Annotated in this window: 16 protein-coding genes and 1 pseudogene; 10 read left to right on the plus strand and 7 right to left on the minus strand. The window is 46.0% G+C overall.

Annotated elements, in window-relative coordinates:
• The first annotated feature begins 103 nt into the window (after positions 1-103).
• Together ODZ53_RS03900 and ODZ53_RS03905 are read left to right on the plus strand one after the other, a co-directional pair.
• Positions 104-2,038, plus strand: a complete 1,935-nt coding sequence (locus ODZ53_RS03900) for a hypothetical protein (RefSeq protein ID WP_372675995.1) — start codon at positions 104-106, stop codon at positions 2,036-2,038.
• Between the two features lie 14 nt (positions 2,039-2,052).
• The gene (locus ODZ53_RS03905) at positions 2,053-2,529 is read left to right on the plus strand and encodes a YfbM family protein (RefSeq protein WP_372675996.1); all 477 of its coding nucleotides are present in this window, start codon (positions 2,053-2,055) and stop codon (positions 2,527-2,529) included.
• 60 nt (positions 2,530-2,589) lie between these two features.
• Here the strand turns inward: ODZ53_RS03905 and ODZ53_RS03910 are convergent, their stop codons facing one another.
• The gene (locus ODZ53_RS03910) at positions 2,590-2,802 is read right to left on the minus strand and encodes a glycine zipper domain-containing protein (protein ID WP_142496388.1); all 213 of its coding nucleotides are present in this window, start codon (positions 2,800-2,802) and stop codon (positions 2,590-2,592) included.
• Positions 2,803-2,986: 184 nt separating this feature from the next.
• Here ODZ53_RS03910 and ODZ53_RS03915 point away from each other — a divergent pair, with 184 nt between their 5' ends.
• On the plus strand, positions 2,987-3,409 hold the full coding sequence (locus ODZ53_RS03915; RefSeq protein WP_372675997.1) for a VOC family protein: 423 nt from the start codon (positions 2,987-2,989) through the stop codon (positions 3,407-3,409).
• A gap of 75 nt (positions 3,410-3,484) precedes the next feature.
• Here the strand turns inward: ODZ53_RS03915 and ODZ53_RS03920 are convergent, their stop codons facing one another.
• The 3 genes from ODZ53_RS03920 to ODZ53_RS03930 form a co-directional block, all read right to left on the minus strand.
• Positions 3,485-4,813, minus strand: a complete 1,329-nt coding sequence (locus ODZ53_RS03920) for a GntP family permease (protein ID WP_015891027.1) — start codon at positions 4,811-4,813, stop codon at positions 3,485-3,487.
• A gap of 25 nt (positions 4,814-4,838) precedes the next feature.
• Positions 4,839-6,380, minus strand: coding sequence for a gluconokinase (gene gntK / locus ODZ53_RS03925; RefSeq protein ID WP_372675998.1), 1,542 nt, complete (start codon positions 6,378-6,380; stop codon positions 4,839-4,841).
• A gap of 195 nt (positions 6,381-6,575) precedes the next feature.
• Complete coding sequence (locus ODZ53_RS03930; RefSeq protein ID WP_372675999.1) at positions 6,576-7,442, minus strand: MurR/RpiR family transcriptional regulator; 867 nt, start codon at positions 7,440-7,442, stop codon at positions 6,576-6,578.
• 171 nt (positions 7,443-7,613) lie between these two features.
• Between ODZ53_RS03930 and gnd the strand changes: the two genes are divergently transcribed.
• Together gnd and ODZ53_RS03940 are read left to right on the plus strand one after the other, a co-directional pair.
• Complete coding sequence (gene gnd, locus ODZ53_RS03935) at positions 7,614-8,510, plus strand: phosphogluconate dehydrogenase (NAD(+)-dependent, decarboxylating) (protein ID WP_372676000.1); 897 nt, start codon at positions 7,614-7,616, stop codon at positions 8,508-8,510.
• Positions 8,511-8,692: 182 nt separating this feature from the next.
• A pseudogene (locus ODZ53_RS03940) lies at positions 8,693-9,478 on the plus strand (enoyl-CoA hydratase/isomerase family protein).
• On the opposite strand, the gene ODZ53_RS03945 reads toward ODZ53_RS03940, so the two are convergent.
• The gene (locus ODZ53_RS03945) at positions 9,479-10,183 is read right to left on the minus strand and encodes a MerR family transcriptional regulator (RefSeq protein WP_372676001.1); all 705 of its coding nucleotides are present in this window, start codon (positions 10,181-10,183) and stop codon (positions 9,479-9,481) included.
• Positions 10,184-10,321: 138 nt separating this feature from the next.
• Between ODZ53_RS03945 and ODZ53_RS03950 the strand changes: the two genes are divergently transcribed.
• The 3 genes from ODZ53_RS03950 to ODZ53_RS03960 all read left to right on the plus strand — a co-directional run bounded on the left by ODZ53_RS03950 (position 10,322) and on the right by ODZ53_RS03960 (position 17,347).
• A complete protein-coding gene (locus ODZ53_RS03950) occupies positions 10,322-13,342 on the plus strand; it encodes an Ig-like domain-containing protein (protein WP_372676002.1) in 3,021 nt (1,006 codons plus the stop codon).
• A gap of 151 nt (positions 13,343-13,493) precedes the next feature.
• The gene (locus ODZ53_RS03955; RefSeq protein ID WP_372676003.1) at positions 13,494-14,759 is read left to right on the plus strand and encodes a class I SAM-dependent methyltransferase; all 1,266 of its coding nucleotides are present in this window, start codon (positions 13,494-13,496) and stop codon (positions 14,757-14,759) included.
• A 2-nt stretch (positions 14,760-14,761) separates the two neighbouring features.
• Positions 14,762-17,347, plus strand: a complete 2,586-nt coding sequence (locus ODZ53_RS03960) for a metallophosphoesterase (protein ID WP_372676004.1) — start codon at positions 14,762-14,764, stop codon at positions 17,345-17,347.
• A gap of 54 nt (positions 17,348-17,401) precedes the next feature.
• Here the strand turns inward: ODZ53_RS03960 and ODZ53_RS03965 are convergent, their stop codons facing one another.
• Together ODZ53_RS03965 and ODZ53_RS03970 are read right to left on the minus strand one after the other, a co-directional pair.
• Positions 17,402-18,814, minus strand: a complete 1,413-nt coding sequence (locus ODZ53_RS03965; RefSeq protein ID WP_372676005.1) for an alanine/glycine:cation symporter family protein — start codon at positions 18,812-18,814, stop codon at positions 17,402-17,404.
• Positions 18,815-18,857: 43 nt separating this feature from the next.
• Positions 18,858-19,835: a glutaminase gene (locus tag ODZ53_RS03970; protein WP_087347399.1), complete on the minus strand. Its 978-nt coding sequence runs from the start codon at positions 19,833-19,835 to the stop codon at positions 18,858-18,860.
• A gap of 264 nt (positions 19,836-20,099) precedes the next feature.
• Here ODZ53_RS03970 and ODZ53_RS03975 point away from each other — a divergent pair, with 264 nt between their 5' ends.
• The gene (locus tag ODZ53_RS03975) at positions 20,100-21,359 is read left to right on the plus strand and encodes an ATP-binding protein (RefSeq protein ID WP_188069825.1); all 1,260 of its coding nucleotides are present in this window, start codon (positions 20,100-20,102) and stop codon (positions 21,357-21,359) included.
• 4 nt (positions 21,360-21,363) lie between these two features.
• Entirely contained in the window at positions 21,364-22,296 is a 933-nt protein-coding gene (locus ODZ53_RS03980) for a response regulator (RefSeq protein WP_087347395.1), read from the plus strand.
• Positions 22,297-22,346: the final 50 nt, after the last annotated feature.

The following is a 22,346-nucleotide window of genomic DNA, read 5'->3' on the forward strand; positions in this document are numbered from 1 at the left end:
CGGCCTTTCTTCGTTTTCATTCAAACAGATTGGGAAAAAAGACAGAATTTGATATGATAAGAAAAGATTAGATTCTATAAATGATTGTACGGCAGGTGACGGGATGTTTTTCCAAAATCACGAATCGCAATCAAGTTATCGGCAAACCCCTGAAAATTCTCCGCTATCCCCAACCCCAAAAAGCGCTGCACCCCATGTCTTACAGCTCGCCAAAAAAATCGGAAACAAAGCCATGATCCAGTTACATCAAAAGCAAAGAAATAACGAACCGGTCATACAAGGCAAATTTAAGAATATTGAACCAACCGATTACACAAAAGATGAGTATGATAACAATCTAAATAACGAAGGTCAATTTACTGCTGTTCGAGCAGATAAAGGCCTCCCTACCTTTTTGGGCGTGTTGAAAGATACATATGGAGAGGACAACGTAAATAAAAACTTCTTTTCCAAGACAGAAGTATTAGGAGATACATGTGATCGTCCTCATTCCGTTACTGCTATCGTAAAAAAAGGCACATCGAGAAAGGATCGCAAAAGCGATTCTGTTGTAAGTGCGATTGGGAATCTGGGTACAGAAGAGCGATTGATACGGGATGGAAAAAATGATGCAGCTAAAACCGCATACGATGGGGGGCACTTGGTCGGATATCAGATTGTACGAGGAATCGAAGCGAACCAAGCGTGGAATATAGCCCCGCATGATGAGAAAAACAACGAGCATTCTTATAATAATACGATTGAAAAAATGCTACGTGGAGCGTCAAGAGGTACGGAGTATACGTACTCTGTTGAGGTGAAATACGATCAATGGAACTTTCGTGTGGATCAAGAACAATTAGTTAAGCTAGGTGCTTTGAAGCAGGTCGATTCAACGAAGCCATGGGAAATTCAGCTACCAGTCAGGATTCCGTTTAAATGGGATGCAAAGGCGGAAATGAGCAAGAAAGATGAAGAGAAATGGAAATTTGCCAGTCCAACAGAGGGAGAATCTTCTTTCGAACAGTTTTCTCAAACAATGGATGAAGGGAATTTGGATTTTACAAGAAAAAGCCACACAGCAAGATTTAATCTCGCATTTTCCGATAAGGACGGAAATGAGGAGCTCTATGACATTGATTCCAACAACTTCGAGGCGACGAAAGTGAAAGGGATTCGCTATTCCATGCATCAATCACTACCAACAGACTTTTTGAAAAATCAAAAACCGGTAGAATGGAAGGGAGACGAAGCGAATGCAGTAGCTCATTTTGGTGAGGTGAAAAAGGGGCAAGCTTCGTCCACCAATGTTTTTGAAATCATACCAGCCAAACTGAAACGAAACAAAATTCTTATCGATGAGATTGAAGAAATTGGTGATGTAGAAAAGCCAGAAAAAATGAGATTAATTCCAGAAGGCATTTCCCTGTTAGACGAACGAGACGAGAAAAAATGTCTATTTATTTATCAATTAGAGAAAAACAAAATTCGAAATGAATACGAGATACTTAAGGAAATAGAGGCGGATTATTACCCATTTTTTGATGTACAACAAGAAGAAGAGGAAAGCTTTGAGAAAGAAAAAGAGGACTTCGATACCATAGCAAGTGAGTTCGCCATGTTGGTGGAAGAATTAGACAATAAGAAAGAGGATGAGATAGAGAGTGCTCAACAAAACATGGCCCAGTATAACAAAATACTAGAGGCACAGACCCTAACCCTAACGCGGATAAAAAACCATCGAATCGGAAGGAATTTATACAAGGACACAGTAAATGAGCTCTATCCTCTATATAAAGAGAAAATATTTCGTAGCTTACAAGTAGTGCATTCGATAACTGGGTATGATTTTGGCATCGAATATTATCATAATGACAAAAAAACAGACAGTAAAAACAAAACGAACAGAAATGGGAAAAGAACATTGGAGGCAAGGGAAGATAAGCGCAAAAAAAGAAAAGCTGATAAGGAACAACAAGAAGAAATGAAAAAGATGATCGGAGAAGCGACAGGCAAGTATTTGAGAAAATCAGTAGAAGATTATTTAAATAAGAAGTAAGGGGGAGAAAAAGAATGGGTATGTGTGGCAATTACATCATAGCAAATGACGAGATGATCGATTCATGGATTGCAGGGACGATCGATTTATATGAGGTAGAGCTGAAAGAAGAGGATATGCTGGATATAGATAAAACGTGGCAAGCTATTCCCTATACTTTGTGCGGAGAATTAATAGATGGAGAGCCTCCATTTTGCTATGTGGTACCTTTATTAACGGACCAAGCAGTTGAATTCGGGGAGTTTGGCGCATTCTATTTACATAGTGAACAGGTAAAAGCAGCGTATGAGGCCATTGCCAATATGTCCGAGTCAGCTCTAAAAGAGAAGTACCATTTTCCTACCTTGGTGGAAAATGATGTGTACCCACTTAACGAGGGAGATGAAGCGGAAGAATTTTTCGCGTACATGTTTCATCATTTTCAATCTGTTCAAGCATTTTTTAAGCGAGCAGCAGAGCAAGAAAAAGGCCTTATTTTCTACATCAGCTAATGGAATGAGGTGCAGGTTTGCCCCTGCACCTCGTCTTGAGAAACATAGAAGAAGCTTGCTTTATTCTGTTCGGTCTCTATTGGCATCATTATTCGTAGCACCAAACGTGTCATTGGCGTCAGCCGACACATTTTCCCCCATTTTGTTGCCAACTGCACCCCCGGCAACGGCACCTGCAATGGTACCAAGCGGACCTAAAATAGAACCTACAGCAGCACCTACTGCCGCACCGCCAACTGTTCCTACAGCTTCACCAGCTCCACTGCCTGCCATGTTCGCTTCGTCGTTGCCAACAGCATCGTTGTGATTGCGTTCGTTGTTCGTAGCCAAGATTGTCACTCCCTCGATTAGTGTTGGGAAGCTCTGCTATATCATACGTGCAGCCCCAAGGCATAGTTTGTCCCAAACCTATCTTTTCATTCCAAAAAAAACCTTTAAGCAGGAGGAACGCAAGATCATGATTCAATCCATCGTCCATATCGCGCTCGTGGTCAAAGATTATGATGAAGCCATTGAGTTTTATACCAAGAAGCTCCATTTTACGTTAGTGGAAGATACGTATCAGCCAGAACAGGATAAGCGGTGGGTTGTCGTATCTCCGCCTGGTTCTGTTGGCACTACGATCTTGCTTGCAAAAGCATCCAAACCTGAGCAAGAGCCATTTATCGGGAATCAGGCTGGCGGAAGAGTTTTTCTCTTTTTAAACACAGACGATTTTTGGAGAGATTATCATGAGATGGCTGCAAGAGGAATCCAATTTGTGAGAGAGCCAAAAGAACAGCCGTATGGAATGGTCGCTGTCTTTCAGGATTTATATGGCAACCTGTGGGATTTGCTTCAGCTGAATGAAGACCATCCGATTGCCAAACGAATGAAGTAGCAGGTTACCCAGCCAGAGAAAAAACAGGTCTTACCTCCAGTGATATGGATGGAAAGACCTGTTTTTCATTTTGTGTTACACGATATAGGAAAGTCCCATGATCAAAATAATTGCCACAACAGAAAGAATGGTCTCCATCACTGTCCACGTTTTCAGTGTATCTGGCACAGACATATTGAAGTATTCCTTGATCAGCCAGAAGCCGGAATCATTTACGTGAGACAGGATCAGGGAGCCAGAACCTGTTGCCAGTACCAAAAGCTCTGGGCTTGTTCCAGGGATTTGCAGCGCGATAGGACCTACGATACCGGCTGCCGTCATCATGGAGACGGTCGCAGAGCCAGTTGCCACACGGATCAGGGCCGCGATCAGCCAGCCCAGGAAAATAGGGGAGATGGCAGATGCCGTAGCAAGCTCGGCAATATAGTCACCCACACCGCTGTTCAGTAGCACTTTGTTAAATGCGCCACCTGCGCCGATGACGAGCAAGATTGTCGCGGTTGGAGCCAAGCAATCATTTGTGAATTTGAGAATATCGTCTTTGGTAAAACCACGGTTGAACCCGAGTGTCCAGAAGGAAACAATCACGGCAATCAACAGAGACGTAATCGGGCTTCCGATAAAATCTGCCCATTGGCGAATCGTATGTTCTTTTGGCAGAGTCACATCCGCAACCGTTGCAGACAACATCAACAGCACAGGGAGCAAGACGGTGAAGACGGTGATCCCAAAGCTAGGCAAATCACGCTCGGATTTTGGCTCCGCCAACTGGGAAGCGAGCTCTGGAGAGATGCTGGCCTTGACTCTTTTGCTAATCCAGCTACCGTAGATCGGTCCTGCAATGATCGCGGAAGGCAGTGCGACAATGAGGGAGAGCAGAATCGTTTTACCGACATCTGCTTGGAACAGATCGACAGCGGCCATAGCAGCAGGGTGAGGCGGCACAATCCCGTGAACGATAGAAAGGCCGGCTACGAGCGGAATTCCGATTTTGACAAGGGAGACCCCTGTTTGTCTGGCAATCGTAAACACGAGCGGAATCAAGAGTACAAAACCAACCTGGAAAAATACCGGAACCCCTACGATAAACGCCACGAACATCATGGCCCAGTGTACGTTTTTCTCACCGAAGCGGTTGATGAGCGTACGGGCAATGCGTTCGGCACCGCCAGATTCGGCCATCATTTTGCCAAGCATAGTTCCCAAGGCTAGCACGATCGCGATAAAACCGAGAGTGCCACCCATCCCATCCTTGATGGAGTCCACAACTTTTACAAGCGGCATGCCGGATGCGATTCCCACAAAACCTGCGGCCAATAACAGTGCGATAAACGGGTTCAGTTTAAAGCGGGTAATGAGAACGAGCAGGAAGACGATGGACAGCAGTGTAATGACGAGTGGCATGATGAACCCTCCCTAGTTGTTGTCTCTAGTTGTTCAACCGCTTTTGGAATTCGGCTATCAGCTTGTACTCTTCCAGCAGGTTGTAATAAACACGCTCGTATATATAGAAAAGCTCCAAATAGACACTAGATCGTTCTAAATCAGGCTCATGGCGATGCGAAATATGAATCATTTTTTTCACATCTTGCAAATGATCCATCGCTCCCAATGCATGCATCGCCAGAAGAGCGGCACCAAAGCTCGAGCTTTCATGACTCTCCGGAATCAGCACTTCATACCCGAACATATCGGACATTATCTGCCGCCATTCCCGCGAGCGGGCGAAACCACCCGATGCTCGGATTTCCTTGGCTCCACCTGCCAGATCGCGCAGGGCGATACCAATGCTGTAGACGCTAAACAAGATTCCTTCGAGAACAGCTCGGATAAAATGCTCACGCTTATGATGCAGGCTGATACCGAAGAAGGAGCCTCTTGCTTGTGCGTTCCAGTACGGAGCTCGTTCGCCCGACAAAAAGGGGAGAAAGAGCAACCCGTCTGCACCAGCTCGAACATGCTCAGCAGCTTGGATCATGACATCGTAGGGATCAACGCCGAGCTGTTTGGCTTTTTCCACTTCAGGCCAACTGAATTCGTCACGGAACCAGCGAAGCATGATCCCACCGTTGTTCGAGGGTCCACCTATCACCCAATGGTTTTCCGTCAGCACGTAGCAGAAAGTCCGTCCTTTTGGATCCGTGATCGGCTCTGGAACAACCGTTCTTACTGCGCCACTCGTGCCAATCGTGATGGCTACTTGTCCGGGGTCAATAGCTCCAATGCCGAGGTTTGCCAAAACCCCATCGCTGGCACCGACAACGAAAGGTGTATCTGGATCGATCCCGATCTCTTCCGCATAACGGATCTTCATTCCTCGCAGGATATGAGTAGTTGGTACAGGTTCACTGAGATGTTGCTTGGAGATGCCTGCGACTCGCAGTGCCTCCTCATCCCAGTCGAGCTTTCTCAGATTAAACAGCCCCGTAGCAGAAGCAATGGAGTAATCGACGATGTACTCACCAAACAGCCGATAAATGACATACTCCTTGATCGAAATAAACTTGGCAGCCCGCCGAAACGTATCTGGCAAGTTCTCCCGTAGCCACATGATTTTGGGCAGTGGAGACATGGGATGGATGGGCGTGCCCGTCGCTAAGTAAATCTGATGACCGACACCGTCGGCTTTTAATCGATCTGCCTGTGCCACGCTCCGATTATCAGCCCAGATAATGCTATTCGTCAGGGGATTGCCACTCGGATCGACAGCAATCAAACTGTGCATGGCAGTAGAGAAGCCAATACCACCGATCTCGCTTTTAGCAATGCCTGCATGCTCCAGTGCTTGCTTTAAAGCCTGAATGACAGCAGCAAAAATCGTCTCCGGCTCTTGCTCAGCCCAAGACGGCTGGGGAACGAGTAGCTGATAATCGATATTACCCGTACCGCGGATGGCGCCGGAAGGAGTGAAAACAATTGCTTTGGTACTGGTCGTCCCGATATCAAGCCCGATAAAGTAGGTTTGCGTCATAGAAGTCACCCCTAATTGAATACGCTTTCAACGTGTTGTCATGGAGATAACGAGATTATATCGAAATTTTTTTCATTTGTTAAGCATAAAGAAAAAAATTATTTCATAATTGAACACTTTACACGTTGCTTGTATGATTTGCATTTTTCTCCTGTAAGTTGCAAGAGTAGGCAAGCAAAAGAAAAAACGCCTGATTTACAGACGTTTGAGTGAAATAGCTTCGCGAATGTGCTGGATATTGGCGATCGTATTATCCTGGCGCCGTAAGGATACGGCTACATAGAGCAGATCAATTAAGCTGAGCTGAGCAAGCCTGGACGACAGGGCTTCTGTACGAAATACCGTTTCGCGTGAAGTCGTGTACAAGCACATGTCTGCCAGGCGCACAAGAGGAGATTTTCCATAGCTCGTGATGCCGATTGTTTTTGCTCCGGCTTTCTTGGCAACCTGCAGGGCTGCCAAAATATCCTTATTGGACCCAGAATGGGAAATGCCTACAACGACAGCACCTTTGGTAAGCAGAGAGGCGGACATCACTTGATAGTGAGCATCAGAATGATAGAGACAAGGAATGCCTGTCCGCATAAATTTGTGGTACGCATCCTGCGCGATGACGGCTGAGCCTCCCGAGCCATAAAACTCGATCCGGCTTGCGTTTTCCAAACAGGAGACGATTTTCATTAACTCATCTTTATTGATAATCTGCTGCGTATCCCGAATCGTCTCGATATTTGCTGTGAAAATTTTTTCAGCAATTGCACTGACGTCATCGTCGTCGAGATTGATTTCTTGGTGAATCGTTTGCTTGGGATTCGTGACTTCACTCGCCAAGGCGATTTTGAATGCTTGGTAGCCGCGAAATCCAAGCCTGCGACACAGACGAAATACGGTAGCATCTGCACACTGGCATTGATCGGCTAGCTCCGTGATCGAGAAGTGAATAATTTCACTGGCATGCTCCAAAATATAGTCGGCGATTTGTTGTTCTTTCCCGCTTAATTGTGTATAGATGGCGCGTAATTGCGTGAGCACACGAGGAGCATGCGGGGTGGAAGCGTTCATCAATAGGTACCTCCTAACGTTCCTTTGTGAATCTGTACTGATAGTATAAGGAAAATCAGACTCCTTTTCATAGGTTCGAAAAAATTTTCTTCATTTTTGATGAAAGATGAAAATTTTTGTCTTATAATACGTGGTAACGGATATGATCCAAAAAGGAGTGACGTACACGATATGAAACTTGCGATCCTCGGATTAGGAAAAATGGGGTACAATCTCACGCTTAATTTGCTCTCGCATCAGCATGAGGTCGTAGCCTATGATGTAGATTCTACACGTGCAGAAGAGTTGAGTCATGAAGGCGCGATTCCAGCATTTTCGGTGGAGGACGCTGTGGCAAAGCTACCGACACCTCGCGTAGTATGGCTGATGGTACCAGCAGGAGAGATTGTAGATCAATTGGTCGATCAGCTCTCTACCTTGCTTGCTGCAGGAGATATCGTCATTGACGGTGGCAACTCCCATTACAAGCAATCGCTAGAGCGCTATGAACGCTTGAAAGAGAAAGGTATTCACTTCATGGATGCAGGAACGAGCGGAGGCATGGAGGGAGCGCGCCACGGAGCATGCATGATGATTGGTGGAGATCGGGAAGCATTCACTCATATCGAGCCAATGATTCGCGACATTAACGTCGAAAACGGATATTTGTATGCTGGGGAAGCGGGCAGCGGCCACTTCTTGAAAATGATTCATAACGGAATCGAATACGGTATGATGCAGGCGATTGGGGAAGGCTTTGAGGTACTTGCGAAAAGCCAGTATAACTTCGATTTTGCCGAGGTTGCACGCGTATGGGCAAATGGTTCCGTCATTCGAGGCTGGCTGATGGACTTGACAGAGCGAGCTTTTCGAAAAGACGCCAAGCTTGATGAAATCCGTGGGGTCATGCATTCTTCCGGGGAAGGAAAATGGACGCTGGAAACCGCGCTGGATTTACAGGCAGCTACACCCGTGATTGCGATGTCCTTGTTGATGCGTTATCGTTCATTGGACGAGGATACGTTCCACGGAAAAGTGGTCGCAGCCTTGCGTAATGAATTTGGCGGACATGCTGTAGAAAAGAAATAAGAAAGGGGATGACCGTAATGGTGCTTCGGTGGTTGAAGCTCCGGGGTCATCCTTTTTTTGTATATGGGAGAAGGAGGAATTTTCATTTAGAAAGCAAAGTATGCGCGTATCACCAAGAAGTTTGTCAGGTCGAAAAATGCTTGATTATTCTGTAGCTTCTAAAACGATGGGAGGATGGAAAGATGAGCGTTGAAGAGGTTGTTTTATACAAGAATGAGAAAGGAATCGTTACCCTGACGCTAAACAGACCAGAGGCATTGAATGCATTGAACCGAGATGTGCTTTATCAGCTCTCGACCATCTTGGACCGGATCAAAAACGATACCAGTGTGAAAGCGGTCATTTTTACAGGAGCGGGAGAAAAAGCATTTTCTGCCGGAGCCGACATCTCGTACCTGCATCAGGCGACACCGATGGAAGTAAGGGATTTTGCTCAGTTGGCCGTTTCGGTGACCAGTCAAATCGAATCGTTGGGAAAAGTAGTCGTTGCTGCGATTAACGGCTATGCGTTAGGCGGGAGCCTTGAAATCGCTGAATCGTGCACGTTGCGTATTGCGGTTCAACATGCCAAAATGGGTCATCCAGAGGTGCGAATTGGAGCAGTAGCCGGCTTTGGTTGAACAACCAGACTCCCTAGGCTAATAGGAAAAGGCCGTGCCGCGGAGTTGCTTCTTACAGGAGCCGCGATAGATGCGGATGAAGCACACCGCATAGGACTGGTAAATCGGGTCGTTTCGCGTGAGCGGCTACTGAGAGAAACAGAGGAGGTTCTCCAAGAAATTTTGTCTCAGTCTCCGCTGGCAGTGAAACTAACGTGGGATGCGATACATCGAGGAAGTAACCTGACAGTAGAGGAGTCCGCACTTCTGGGCGCAGATTACTTCGGACTCGTGGCATCCACCGAAGACTTTCGGGAAGGAACCAAAGCATTCTTAGACAAGACACCACCGCGTTTTACAGGAAGATAATCAAACGAGCTCCAGTACTTCACATAATTCAACCAACCGTCTAACCCCGAACATCTGATGGCGATTGCGATCGTGAATGCTTTTGATCGCATCTGCCGTCACTTTTTTGGCCTGCTCCATGCTGTGATTTTCAACGGCTTGTACGATTTCTTTCATGTTCGTTAAAAAATACACCGTATTGCGCAATGTGCGGATAAGCAAAATCTTCCGTATATCCATGGGAGTGAATAGGCGGTAGCCATTCTCAGGATCTCGTGGCAGTACGAGCAAGCCTTCTTTTTCCCAGTGGCGAATCGCAGACGTGGTGACTCCTGTGTAAGCAGCGACTTCACCAATCATCATGCGGTTTCGCCACTTTTTGTTTAAGGGCAAGGAGACGTCGAGATTTTCCAAAAGTTCGAGTGTTTGGTCTGCTGCGACCTTCTCTTGTTGGAGATTGGCCTGTTCTTTATTCACGAGCCAAAAGGCAGCATCCATATCCGCTTTTTGAATCGATCGAAGGACTTCACAGGTGATGGCGACTCCGAAGCCGGGGAACATGGCGCGCAGGCAACGAAAATAGGCAAGATGGATCTCTGTATACAGTCGATAACCATTGTCTGCCCGATCAGGAGCAGGAACGACTCCCCATGATTCATAATGACGCAAAGCACTCGTGCTAATATGTAGCTCGCGAGCGATCTCAATCGGCTTGTAATAAGGCATCTGACGCACCTCCCGCTGGTTTGTTATCGCGGATTTCACCATACCAAGAACAGCATTTTGAAGCAAATCATCCTATGATAAAATAGGTAATATTTCTTAATGAAATCATCCCATGAGAAGACAAGAGGAGGAAGGTTCGTGAAGGTTGAGTCAGGAAAAGTCTGGAGATTCATGATTTCTGGATCATTCAGGCTGCTGTATAGCAGCGTGGCAATATTATTCATCATGTTTATGGGCTTTACCCTATCAGCTAGTGCTCTTACGATGCCATCGATACAAAATGCGACTGCCGATGCGATTGTATCACCGATTCAGCTAGAATTACCGCAAAGTAATATATACAGAGAAGGAGAGGTTCTTACTTTTGCGGTATCGTACCCAGAGAATGTAACAGTCTCTGGGACTCCAACTTTGCCATTGCTGATCGGCTCGACTCCTGTGAGTGCCCATTTTGTAAGTGGTTCAGGCAGCAACAAGTTGTTTTTTGCGTACACGATTGTGAATGATCTGGAAGATTACGATGGAATCTCAATTGGAGCATCTCTTGAATTAAACGGTGGTTCCATAACTGATTCGTCGAACAATGCTGTTCCGATTACACTCGGAACGGTTTCGGGAACAGGGATCAATGTTGACTCCAGAACCTCAACTCTCCTTAATGTGGAGGTGCCTCAGCCTGGAATATACGGCATTGGAGACAAGCTCTCTTTTAAACTGAAATACAGTGAGCCTGTGAATGTAAGCCTCATGAATAAGGTCCATCTTGATTTGATAGTCGGAGCGGAATCCAAGCAAGCCATGTACGAATCTGGTTCAGGAAGCGACACACTGGTTTTTACATATGTTGTGCAACCAGGTGACAGGGATATGAACGGGATCACCCTTCAGCCTACGATTGTGCTAGATGGTGGTACCATTCAAGATTATGCGGGCCACTCGTCCAGTTTGATGCTATCGAATATAGGGAACACAACGGGACTTCTCGTAAATGCTGCTTCTCTAGGAATAACAGGTGTCGGGGTTCCTAGCGCCGGGGTGTATGGAAGTCAACAGAGTCTGGACTTTGTGGTGAAGACAAATGGACCTGTAACGGTAAACACGGGAACTGGAACACCCGTGATCCAACTCATGATTGGTTCAGATGTTAAGGAGGCACAGTATCTCTCAGGCTCTGGCACATCCGAATTGATTTTCCGTTATGTTTTGCACAAAGGAGACGAAGACAAAAACGGTATCGCTATTCATTCCAATCAGATTTTACTGAATGGAGGTACGATTCAAGATACAGCAGGTAATGCACTGGCGCTCGTTTTGCAAGGAATCGGGGATACATCTGGGATCCTTGTTGATGCGAATCCACCAGCTATTCCCGGCCTGAATCCGCTACCCTTCATCCACAAAACCAACCAGATTACGATAAGCGGATCGGCTGAGCCAAAGAGTACGGTAACAGTCATCGTCGATAATAAGGCTGCAGGTTCTGTGACAGCGAATGACAGTGGAGGTTGGAGTACGATTGTTACACTTGCAAACGGCACGCATCAAATCAAGGCTCGTGCCACTGACCTTGCGGGGAACAATAGTACAGATAGCATAACCTATACCATCACAGTAGATGGCGATGCCCCAAACAAGCCAGTTATTACGGTGAGCCATGACAAATGGACCAACCAAGATGTAGTTGTGAAGCTGACCGGAGAAGTTGGGGCAAAAGTCGAGTATAAGCTGAATTCGGGTGGATGGGTACCGTATGCAACCCCCTTCACAATATCCGATGAAGGTATCACAACCATTCGGGCAAAGCAAACCGATGCAGCCAATAACAGCAGTGAGGAAGAAATGACTGAGGTTCGCATCGATAAAACCAATCCAGTGATTACGTTAAAAGGCGATACGACCATGAGAATATACAGGGGAACAGCCTTTCAAGACCCCGGGGCTACGGTGAACGACTTGGTCTCTGGCTTGTCAGCCGACGTCTCCGGAAATGTCGATACGAATCGAGTGGGGACCTATACCCTTCAGTACGATGCCATCGATCCGGCTGGCAACAGAGCAATTCAGGTGATACGTACTGTTCATGTTGTTGAACGACCAGTTACACCACCACCGCCTGCTTATTTTCCAGTCACGGATATCAATCTGGACAAGGAAAAGCTGATTCTCGAAGTGGGAGAAGAAGTCACGTTAAAGGCGACGATCACCCCATCCTATGCAACGAATCAGGAAGTGAAATGGAAGAGCAGTAACCCTAAGGTAGCCGAAGTGGATGATGAGGGGCACATAACTGCGAAAAGTGAAGGAAAGACCACCATTACCGTAACGTCTGTAGATGGAAACAAAGAGGCGATGACGGAAGTGACGGTAAAAGAAGAAGCAGACGATTCCTTCCGATTGGAAATCATCGATAAGAAATACTGGGTAAGACCGTACTCCAGCGTTCGTTACAAGGTGTATGCTGTCAAAGATGGCAAACGTACTGATATTACGGAGGATAAAGAAATAACGTACGACAGCGACAACGATTTGGTTGAAGTCAAATCTGGACGCATAAAAGCGGGGAAAACAGAGGGAGAATCTGTGATTACTGTTCGTTATCGGGGAAAAGAGCTGGAAATTCCCGTCACGATTTCCAACGTGTATATCCGTTCACTTACAGCCAATGTTCAAAAGGTTGTCCTAGAGGTCGATGAAAAAAGGGAGCTGGAAGTGACCGCCCTCTTGAGCAACAAACAGAGCGATGAGGTGACGAAATTCGTCCAATGGTCTTCAAGGAATCCTCAGGTTGCAGACGTAACGGAGGACGGGGTACTGCTTGCCAAGAAGCCTGGAACGGTTGTCCTTACAGGGAAATACGCAAACAAAGAAGTAAGGCTGAATATCTTGGTCATGGAAGAAAAAGTACCAGATTGGTTAGAATCAAATCGCGGCTCGTTTTATCTAGAACCGGAAGAAAGCAAGTCTGTCACCGTACATGCTGTGTATGGAAAGGGTTTTAAAGAAGAAGTGACGTCGGATGCCGAGTGGACATCCGAAGACCCAGAAATAGCAACGGTAGATGATAATGGGAACATCACCGCCATGGCTGAGGGGAATGCGATTGTCACGACCAGATATAAAGGGAAAAACATTCAGATCAAGGTTGTCGTTCGTAAATAAGGGGTGAACAGAGCCAGTTATACCTATGAGGGGTTATAACTGGCTCTTCCTTTTTGGAAGGTCGTAATACTTATACCCTGTTCAGCACGGGATGGAAAGGTGAAAATTGTCAGTAGATATTCATTCTTCCTTTCCAGAGGTGAGACAACGTATGGCCATTGTTCAGCTACGATCAGAGAACCCGGATTTTTCGTACATGATCAAGAAAAATCCGAATTCCGGAATGAGTTTACGATCCATTCGAAAAGGCATCGCTTACGGATGGTTTTCCAATACGGATACATACAACGTTTACTTTAAAGATGCAGAAAATGAAGTTTCCTACAAACAATCCGAACAAGAGCATTTTGAATATTTGAATGTCTCCCGCTACAATACCCCGTTGTTTCCGTTAAATGCGATCAATGAATTTTTTTCCGCAGCGATGAAGCAACACAACGAGCAGGATGCAGAAGGGTATGAGCATGTGTTTTTCATCAACATGATTCACATCGAACGCTTGCTGTATCTTACTTTTTTTGAGAAGCACCTGAAGGACTTCACCTTTGAACTCAAGCATCACGCCGATAAAAGCTACGCTCTGACTATCACTACGAGAACGAGTCTACATCAGCTTCTCCACGTCGTAAGTGTGCTTTGTCTATTCTTGAGTATGTTTGGAAAAGAGTACATCGATATATCCGATAACATCCTGGATAAATACATCAAAAGCATCCATGTCATCGACGCACCTTTTTACATACGTAGCCTGTTCGCACGCAACTTCCTGACAACCAGAGAGCGCTATCGCAAGTACAAGACCGAGATTGAGAAGACAAGCCACTACCCCATTCAATTGGAGTATGGCAGCACCGGTTTGCAGAGAAGGAACTACATCGCGAGTAAGCTTCCTTTTACCAAATCCATTGTAGATATCGGTTGTGGAGAAGGCTTTTATGCGATCCCGTTTGCTACCAAGCTGCCACAGTATTACTATGCCATCGATATCGATGAACAATCGCTGGAAGTAGTCAGACGTAGGGCCGAAGAAAAAGAAATCTCGAATTTAATTTTGTTCCCCTCGCTCGATCAGTTTTTACAGGATTACAACGGTGAACAGGTTGATGTCATTATGACTGAGGTCATTGAGCATATGAGCAAAGAGGAAGCGAGAGGGCTCATTCAGCAAATCTGCAGTCGATTGGATTTTGACCATCTTATCATTACGACACCAAACTCAGATTTTAATCAGTTCTATGAGCTGGAAGGTTATCGCCACGACGATCACAAATGGGAAATGGGACAAGAAGAGTTCCAGGCATGGATGATCGAGATCATGGAAGAAGCCGGGGTGCAGGGGCAATTTGTGTCCATTGGTGACGGCGTGAACGACATTCACACCACTCAAGGCGTCATTGTCCAGAGAAAGGGGGCGTAACGATGCTGTTACAGACACAGGTTCACACGATTTTTATGCTCGTTGGTCCCACCGAATGTGGGAAAACGACTTTTGCCAAGGAAGTACTCATGCCGAGGCTTTCGTTTGAAGATGAACAAAAAAACGTAAAAGCAAATGTCCAATACATTTCCTCGGACAGCATTCGCCAGGAACTGCTAGGCTATGATTACGACAAGTATGATCAGGTGATGCTGGAGGCCAGCGAGCAGGCGTTTCAGCTTCTGTTTGAAAAGCTGCGCTTGGTGACTGCGTTTCCGATCAACGCCGAATTCGTGGTAGTCGATACAACAGGGCTAGCAGAAGACTTCCGCTCGAAAGTCCGCGACATTGCAGCAGAGAACAATTACCGCTTGGAGGTGATCCTCTTTGATTATCGCAATCGGGAAGATTACTATGCATCCGAACGGTCGAAAAAACTGATTACCAACCATATTCTCCGGTTGAAGCAAGAGGTTCTCCGGGCATTATCCAAAGAAGGGTACCACAACATTCACCGGATACGACACAAAGATTTTTACACACTAGCAGATGAGATGGCAAATCCTCGTTATGAGGTCGTGATCGAAAATAAGGATGCCTATCTGGCTACGATCCTTCCCAAAGATCAAACATATATCATCATCGGAGACATTCACGAATGCGTCCACGAATTAAAAGGTCTCCTGCAAACCTACGGATTCAAGCTCGAAGACAATCGGCTCATCTCGACGGACAAGGTGCAGCATACCAAAATCATCGTAGCAGGGGACTGGATCGACAAAGGAGCGCAAACGAGGGAGATCATCGAGTTTCTATACACAAATCAAGAGCATTTCTTGTTCGTTCTTGGGAACCACGAAAATTTTGTCTACAAGTACCTGCGAAAGGAACTTAAAGGGGTAGACCCACAGCTACTGGATACTTATTTTGATTCCACACACGTTTTGGAAAAAGACGCCGAATTAACAGAGAAGTTCAATCACCTGTATACGCTGGCTCAGCCTTTTTATCGATCGAACGCATTAACTGGGCCGTCCTATTATGTCACACATGCACCCTGCAAAAGGAAATATATCGGAAAGCTCGATGCGAATTCGATGCGGCGCCAACGCAATTATCGGATAGACCGAACAGCATCATTGGAAGAGCAGCTCGCTTTTTTGACAGTTGAAGCGGTCAGTAACCATCCGTACCATATTTTTGGGCATATCGCGGCACAAAAAACGTTTCGCCTGAAAAACAAGCTCCATCTCGATACCGGATGTGTGCACGGAAATGCGTTAACGTCAGTCGTGATCGCACACAAGCCGTTTTTCAAATCGTTTCAGTCTGAGCATCGGGTGATGACTGAGGAGCTACCATTCTTGTTCCATGCAGAAAAACAAGTATCCATGGGAGATTTGGAAGAGGAAGAACTCCGTCGTCTCCGTTACTGCTCGCAAAATAAGGTCAATTTTATTTCTGGAACGATGCCCCCGGCGGATAAGGATGCGGCAACGCAGGAATTGGAGTCGTTGAAGGCGGGGCTGGATTATTTCGCGAATCGAGGCGTTCATCAAGTCGTGTTGCAGCCGAAATACATGGGCTCGCGCTGCAATCTCTATCTCCATCTTGATCGCGACAAATGCTTTGCAATCAGCAGAAACGGTTATGCTATCAAACAGGTTGATTTGACACCGATTTATGACAAGCTGCATGCAAGATTCCGCGCATACATGGAGCAAAATGAAATCGCGATGCTCATCCTGGATGGCGAATTGTTGCCGTGGAGTGGAATAGGGAAGGGCTTGATCGAAAAGCAGTTCAAACCGATCGAATCTGCGTTGCGGAGTGAATTTGCATTTTTACAGGAAAACGGCTTTGAAGAGGCGCTGCACCAACTTTTTCACAACTATGACGAGAGCGGATTTGAAAAAGACCAGTTCCACCTATCCAAGAGTGCACTCACGGAAAAATTTGGTTCGAGCTTGTATCAAAACTATAAGTATGTGCGAGAAATCAAAGAGAGCTACGTTCCTGTAGACAAGCATTTGGAGGCCTATCACATTTACCAAAAACAGTTGGAGCTCTATGCAGGAGAAGGGGAGCTGGCCTACAAGCCTTTTACGATTCTAAAGACCGTCTATTTGAATGGGGACGAGGAATTGCCCGATTGGAAAACATCCGATATGTATCGCTTCGTCAATGCCGATCATTTCCTCACGATCGATTTGTCCGAGCCGAATGCGTATGAAGAAGCAGCTCGTTACTTTTCCACGATTACACTGGAAAACAAAATGGAAGGCATTGTGATCAAGCCAGAGTTCAACAATCAGAAGGTCGTTCCTGCCATGAAGGTACGCAATCCGGAGTACTTGTCGATTATTTATGGCTACGACTACCGATTCCCACACAAGTACCGCAAGCTTTTCAATCAGAAAAACATTTCGCAAAAGCTCAAGACTTCGATGCAGGAGCACAAGCTGGGTGAGCGGATGCTTGGTTTTACATTTGACGACATTTCTCCAGAAAATACGGAGTATCAAAAAGTAGTCGCAACGATGCTCTTTGAAGTGGCGAAGGAAAAGGAGATCGATCCGCGATTGTAAATGAAAAACGAGAAGCTGCTATCTGAGCAAGCTTCTCGTTTTTGGTTTGCAGAACTATTTGTTGGAGGATGGAGCAGCATCCCATGCTTCGATATTATCGACGCCTTCAATACTGTCCTTGTAGAACACAGGGTTTTTTCCTGCTTTTTTCTGTTCCAAATAATCATGTAGCGCAGCATAGGCAATTTTTGACAACATGGCGATCGCAATCAGGTTAACAATGACCATCAAGCCCATGAACAAATCGGCCAAATCCCATACGAGCTGTACCTTTGCCACTGATCCAAACAACACCATAGCCAGTACACATAAACGATACAGCAATAGCCATGCTTTGCTTGTCTTTAGGAACTCGATGTTCGTCTCGCCGTAATAGTAGTTACCGATCAATGTACTAAAGGCGAACAGGAATACCATGATGGCAAGGAAGCCGGACGCCCAAGAACCGATATGAATGCTCAGTGCTGCTTGGGACAACTCAATGCCACTCAGTCCTTGTTGCGTGTACGCACCGGACAGCAAAATGATAAAAGCTGTGCTTGTACAGATCACGAGGGTATCGAATAGAACACCGAATGCTTGAATCAGACCTTGCTTCACTGGATGGCTTGTTGTAGCTGTAGCCGCAGCATTCGGCGCACTACCCATACCAGCTTCGTTCGAGAACAATCCTCGCTTGATGCCGTGCATGAGCGCTGCACCGAGAGAACCACCTGCGATTTGTTCGAAGCCGAACGCGTTTTTCACAATCAACGCGATCATTGCAGGCATCTCGGAGATGTTCATGATCACAATGAAGAGGGCCACCCCGATGTACAATACAGCCAATACAATGACGATGTACTCAGACATTTTCGCAATGCGTTTCACACCGCCGAAGATGATAGCGGCAAATGCAATCGTCATGATGATACCCAGTATCAAACGATCTGTCCCAAACGAATTTTCAAAAGCAATTGTGATCGTGTTGGATTGCACGGCGTTAAATACGAGACCAAACGAAAGGGTGATGAGGACAGCAAACAGGGCGCCCATCCAACGTTTGTTCAGCCCTTTTTCCATGTAATAAGCCGGACCGCCACGAAAACCGTTCTTATCCTTGATTTTATAAATCTGAGCGAGCGTACTCTCAACAAAGCTGGATGCCGAACCGATAATGGCAATAACCCACATCCAGAATACGGCGCCAGGACCACCTAGAGCAATGGCAATGGCAATTCCCGTAATGTTCCCTGTGCCGACACGCGCGGCCATACTAATAGCGAAAGCTTGAAAAGGGGAAATGCCACCATCGTCTTTCGCTCTTCCTTCTTTAATGGAACGGATCATTTCCGGCAGCATACGTACTTGTAAAAATTTGCCCCGGTAGGTAAAGAACAAGCCTAACGCGATTAGCATGATAATGATAATATAGGACCACAAAAAATCGTTTATGGAAGCTGTTACATCGAGTAGGAATTGTTGCATCGTGTCACCTCGGATTTTGTTATGAATGTTTCCTTAGTATTCTCTAAAAAATCGTTACATCCCATTCCTGAGCAATATGTTTTAATAAAGAAACGCCCGCCACACTGTTTCCGCAACCGTCAATGGAAGGCCCAAAAATACCGATTCCACAGCCATCTTGAAACGGTGAATGTTGTTTGCGGTTAGGAGGAACCAATGTCATGATTCCGCCTGAGACGCCACTTTTTGCTGGCAAGCCAACATTCGCGGCGAATTTGCCCGATGCATCGTACATGCCGCAAGTGAGCATCAGTGCTTTGGCTAAACGGACGACATCTTTCGGGAGAACTTGTTCGTTGCGTAGCGGATGGAAGCCGTCGAGTGCCAACAGGAGACCGATCAAGGCGATTTGCTCGGTGGTTACTTCAATCGAGCATTGCGTTAGATAAACCTCCAAAGCCTCTTCTACTTCGCAGGCCAGATAGCCCGTATCCTTTAAATAATGGGCGAGTGCCCTGTTTCTGTGAGAGTTTTCCCATTCGGAAAGAAACACTTCCTCGTTCACCATTGGCGTCACACCTGTGATTTTACTGAAAAATGCATTCAAGTAACGCAACTTATGATCCGGTGTTTGACCAGGGAGGAGTGAAGATGTCGTAATCGCTCCCGCATTGATCATCGGATTAAAAGGCTTACCTGGCTTGTTCATTTCCAGTCGGATAATGGAGTTGAATGCATCACCAGTCGGTTCTACATCTACCCGATCCAACACGTAAGGGATGCCATGGTAGCAGCAAACAGCAATAAAGCTGATTACTTTGGAAATACTTTGCATCGTAAAAGGAGCTTCCCAGTCACCCGCGGTGTGCATTTTTCCAGTAGGCTCGATGATACAAATACCTAACTGATTCGGATCTGTTCTGTACAAAGCAGGGATATAACTGGCACATTTTCCTTCAGATGCCTTGGAACGATATTGTTCCACCCATTGTTCTAATTCATCCACGAGTAAAACCTGTTGAATCAACGCCTTTCCCCCCAAAAATCGAATACATTGCTCTTACGCGAAGCGAAAGAGAAAGCGCTTCCATGCTTCACGAAAATACATATAATGATCACTTTACAACCACCCTACAAAATAAAACAAAAACTCACAGATTGATTCATGAGAGTTTCAGATTTTTTTTTACTTGTCCTACATGCGATCCTCGGTAAAAATAGATAGGGGCATCAAGAAACAACGTGGGAAGTGAAAGGCGTGCGTGTTCAGACACAAGTAAAACGGGATTGGTATATATTGGTCCTCATGCTTATTACGGTGCCATTGGCAGGGGAGTTGAAATTTTATCCCGTCAATGAGACATTTCGAATTAGCTTTGGAGCTCCTACCTTTTTCTTCTTTTTATTACTGTTTCAACGAATTCCATCTGTTTTCGCCGGCTTTTTGACGGGGATTACGGTCGTATGCTTCCGGATTGTGATTGACCTCATCGCCGGGAATCATTCAGCATGGGAGGATTCTCTCCAAGCGCATTATTCTAGCTTTTTCTTTTATTTCGCTTATTGTGTCCTGTTTTATGTAACAGGAGTACGCCATATTCACAACAGGACGATATTGGTTGGATTAATGGGAATGGTCATCGAGGTATTGGCGGACCTCATTGAGTTTCTCTCGCAGCATGTACTGCTGGATAACGTCCTCACATGGGGAGCGGTGCAAGAAATGCTCGTGATCGCTCTGTCCCACAGCTTTATCGTGATTAGTTTTCTCAACATGATGAAGCTGTACGAGGCACAGTCGCGGGAGCAACAGACAAGAAAACAGAACGAACACATCCTGATGCTGATTTCCACCTTATATGAGGAATCCATTCATCTGAAAAAAACACTGCAAAATGCCGAGAGTATTAGTATGAAGTCTTTCGAGTTGTACCAAGGCTTGCAGGAGCTTCATAAGGAACAGGTGGCCACGAATGTAGAAAGCTTTGCCAAGAAAGCATTGGTTGTCGCAGGCGAGGTTCACGAGATTAAAAAGGATAATCAACGCATTTTTGCTGGGCTGCACAAGCTGATATCGGATGAAAGCATCACGGATTACATGGACATCCATCAGCTCGTGGACATTATCAGACGCAGTAATATGAAGTATGCAACTTTGTTGGAGAAGGACATACAAATCACCGCTTCCATTACGGGGACACACCCGCTCTACCATGTATTTATGATGCTTTCCCTGATCAATAATCTGGTGGCAAATGCAGTAGAAGCCATCCAGCAAACAGGAGCCATTTCCATTGAAATTGATCGGATAGGGGATCTTGTGGAAATCAAAATCAACGATGACGGACCGGGGGTACCTCCACGGAGAAAGGGATTGCTGTTCAAGCCAGGCTTTACGACGAAATACGATCGAACCGGCAACCCCTCTACAGGGATCGGACTGTCTTATGTACAACAATTGGTGGAACAATGGCAAGGGGAAATCTCCCTACAGGATGGAGTGAATGGGAAGGGGACAACATTTCTCATGCGATTACCAATTGATCCGATAACGAAGAAAGAGTGAGAAGATGCTGTTTTATTTAGTTGATGACGACGATGCCGTTCGCCTCATGCTGACGGAAATTATAGAAGACGAGAATCTGGGCGAAGTCGTGGGGGAAGCATCTGACGGCTCGATGGTAGACGGTCATACGTTAACCGCGCGCAATGTAGATATTTTGCTGATCGATTTGTTCATGCCCAACCGGGATGGGATTGAGACGATACGCCAAGTGAAGCCGACATTCACAGGAAAGATCGTCATGATCTCTCAGGCAGAAACGAAAGATTTGATTGCCCAAGCCTACGCCCTTGGAAGTGAATACTACATTATCAAGCCTGTAAACAAAATCGAAGTCGTAACGATTCTCCAAAAAGTGATCGAGAAAATTCGCCTCGAGCGTTCGATACGGGACATTCACAAATCGCTGAATGCCGTCATGCAAGTGGACCAGCCGCCTTCCGGACAAACTCGTCCGTCACAGGGCAAACCACTTCGCGAGGCGGGTCAATTTCTCTTAACAGAGTTGGGCATCGCGGGAGACAATGGTAGCAATGATTTGCTAGATATTTTGGACTTCTTGCATGGATACGAACAGACGCATACGTTTAAAAATGGATTTCCTGCCCTAAAAGAAATCTTTGTGGCGGTAGCACAGGACAGGCTCGGAGTCGCTGTAGACGATCAACAAGTCGCCAAGGTTGTAAAAGCTTCTGAGCAGAGAGTCCGCCGAGCGATTTATCAGTCGCTGAATCATTTGGCGTCTCTTGGGCTTGCGGACCTCTCGAATTGGAAGTTCGAGAATTACGCTTCGCAGTTTTTTGATTTTACGTATGTGTGGAAGAAGATGGCGGAGTTAAAGAGCAATGCTGCATCGCCCGGTTCAGATATTCGGATCAATATGAAAAAGTTTATTCAAGTGCTGTATGCAGAGGCGAAGCGCATTCAGTCGGAGGCGTAGTTGTTCTGTGTTGACTTGTAGAGAGAAGTCCTGATCATGACGATTAGGAC

The sequence above is a fragment of the Brevibacillus sp. BD137 genome, from assembly GCF_041644655.1.
GTDB classification, from domain to species: Bacteria; Bacillota; Bacilli; order Brevibacillales; family Brevibacillaceae; genus Brevibacillus; species Brevibacillus brevis_D.

Coding starts and splice junctions, on each gene's coding strand:
- ODZ53_RS03900 (WP_372675995.1), top strand. CDS start 104: ATGTTTTTCCAAAATCACGAATCGCAATCAAGTTATCGGCAAACCCCT.
- ODZ53_RS03905 (WP_372675996.1), top strand. CDS start 2,053: ATGGGTATGTGTGGCAATTACATCATAGCAAATGACGAGATGATCGAT.
- ODZ53_RS03910 (WP_142496388.1), bottom strand. CDS start 2,802: ATGGCAGGCAGTGGAGCTGGTGAAGCTGTAGGAACAGTTGGCGGTGCG.
- ODZ53_RS03915 (WP_372675997.1), top strand. CDS start 2,987: ATGATTCAATCCATCGTCCATATCGCGCTCGTGGTCAAAGATTATGAT.
- ODZ53_RS03920 (WP_015891027.1), bottom strand. CDS start 4,813: ATGCCACTCGTCATTACACTGCTGTCCATCGTCTTCCTGCTCGTTCTC.
- gntK (WP_372675998.1), bottom strand. CDS start 6,380: ATGACGCAAACCTACTTTATCGGGCTTGATATCGGGACGACCAGTACC.
- ODZ53_RS03930 (WP_372675999.1), bottom strand. CDS start 7,442: ATGAACGCTTCCACCCCGCATGCTCCTCGTGTGCTCACGCAATTACGC.
- gnd (WP_372676000.1), top strand. CDS start 7,614: ATGAAACTTGCGATCCTCGGATTAGGAAAAATGGGGTACAATCTCACG.
- ODZ53_RS03945 (WP_372676001.1), bottom strand. CDS start 10,183: ATGCCTTATTACAAGCCGATTGAGATCGCTCGCGAGCTACATATTAGC.
- ODZ53_RS03955 (WP_372676003.1), top strand. CDS start 13,494: ATGGCCATTGTTCAGCTACGATCAGAGAACCCGGATTTTTCGTACATG.
- ODZ53_RS03960 (WP_372676004.1), top strand. CDS start 14,762: ATGCTGTTACAGACACAGGTTCACACGATTTTTATGCTCGTTGGTCCC.
- ODZ53_RS03965 (WP_372676005.1), bottom strand. CDS start 18,814: ATGCAACAATTCCTACTCGATGTAACAGCTTCCATAAACGATTTTTTG.
- ODZ53_RS03975 (WP_188069825.1), top strand. CDS start 20,100: ATGCTTATTACGGTGCCATTGGCAGGGGAGTTGAAATTTTATCCCGTC.
- ODZ53_RS03980 (WP_087347395.1), top strand. CDS start 21,364: ATGCTGTTTTATTTAGTTGATGACGACGATGCCGTTCGCCTCATGCTG.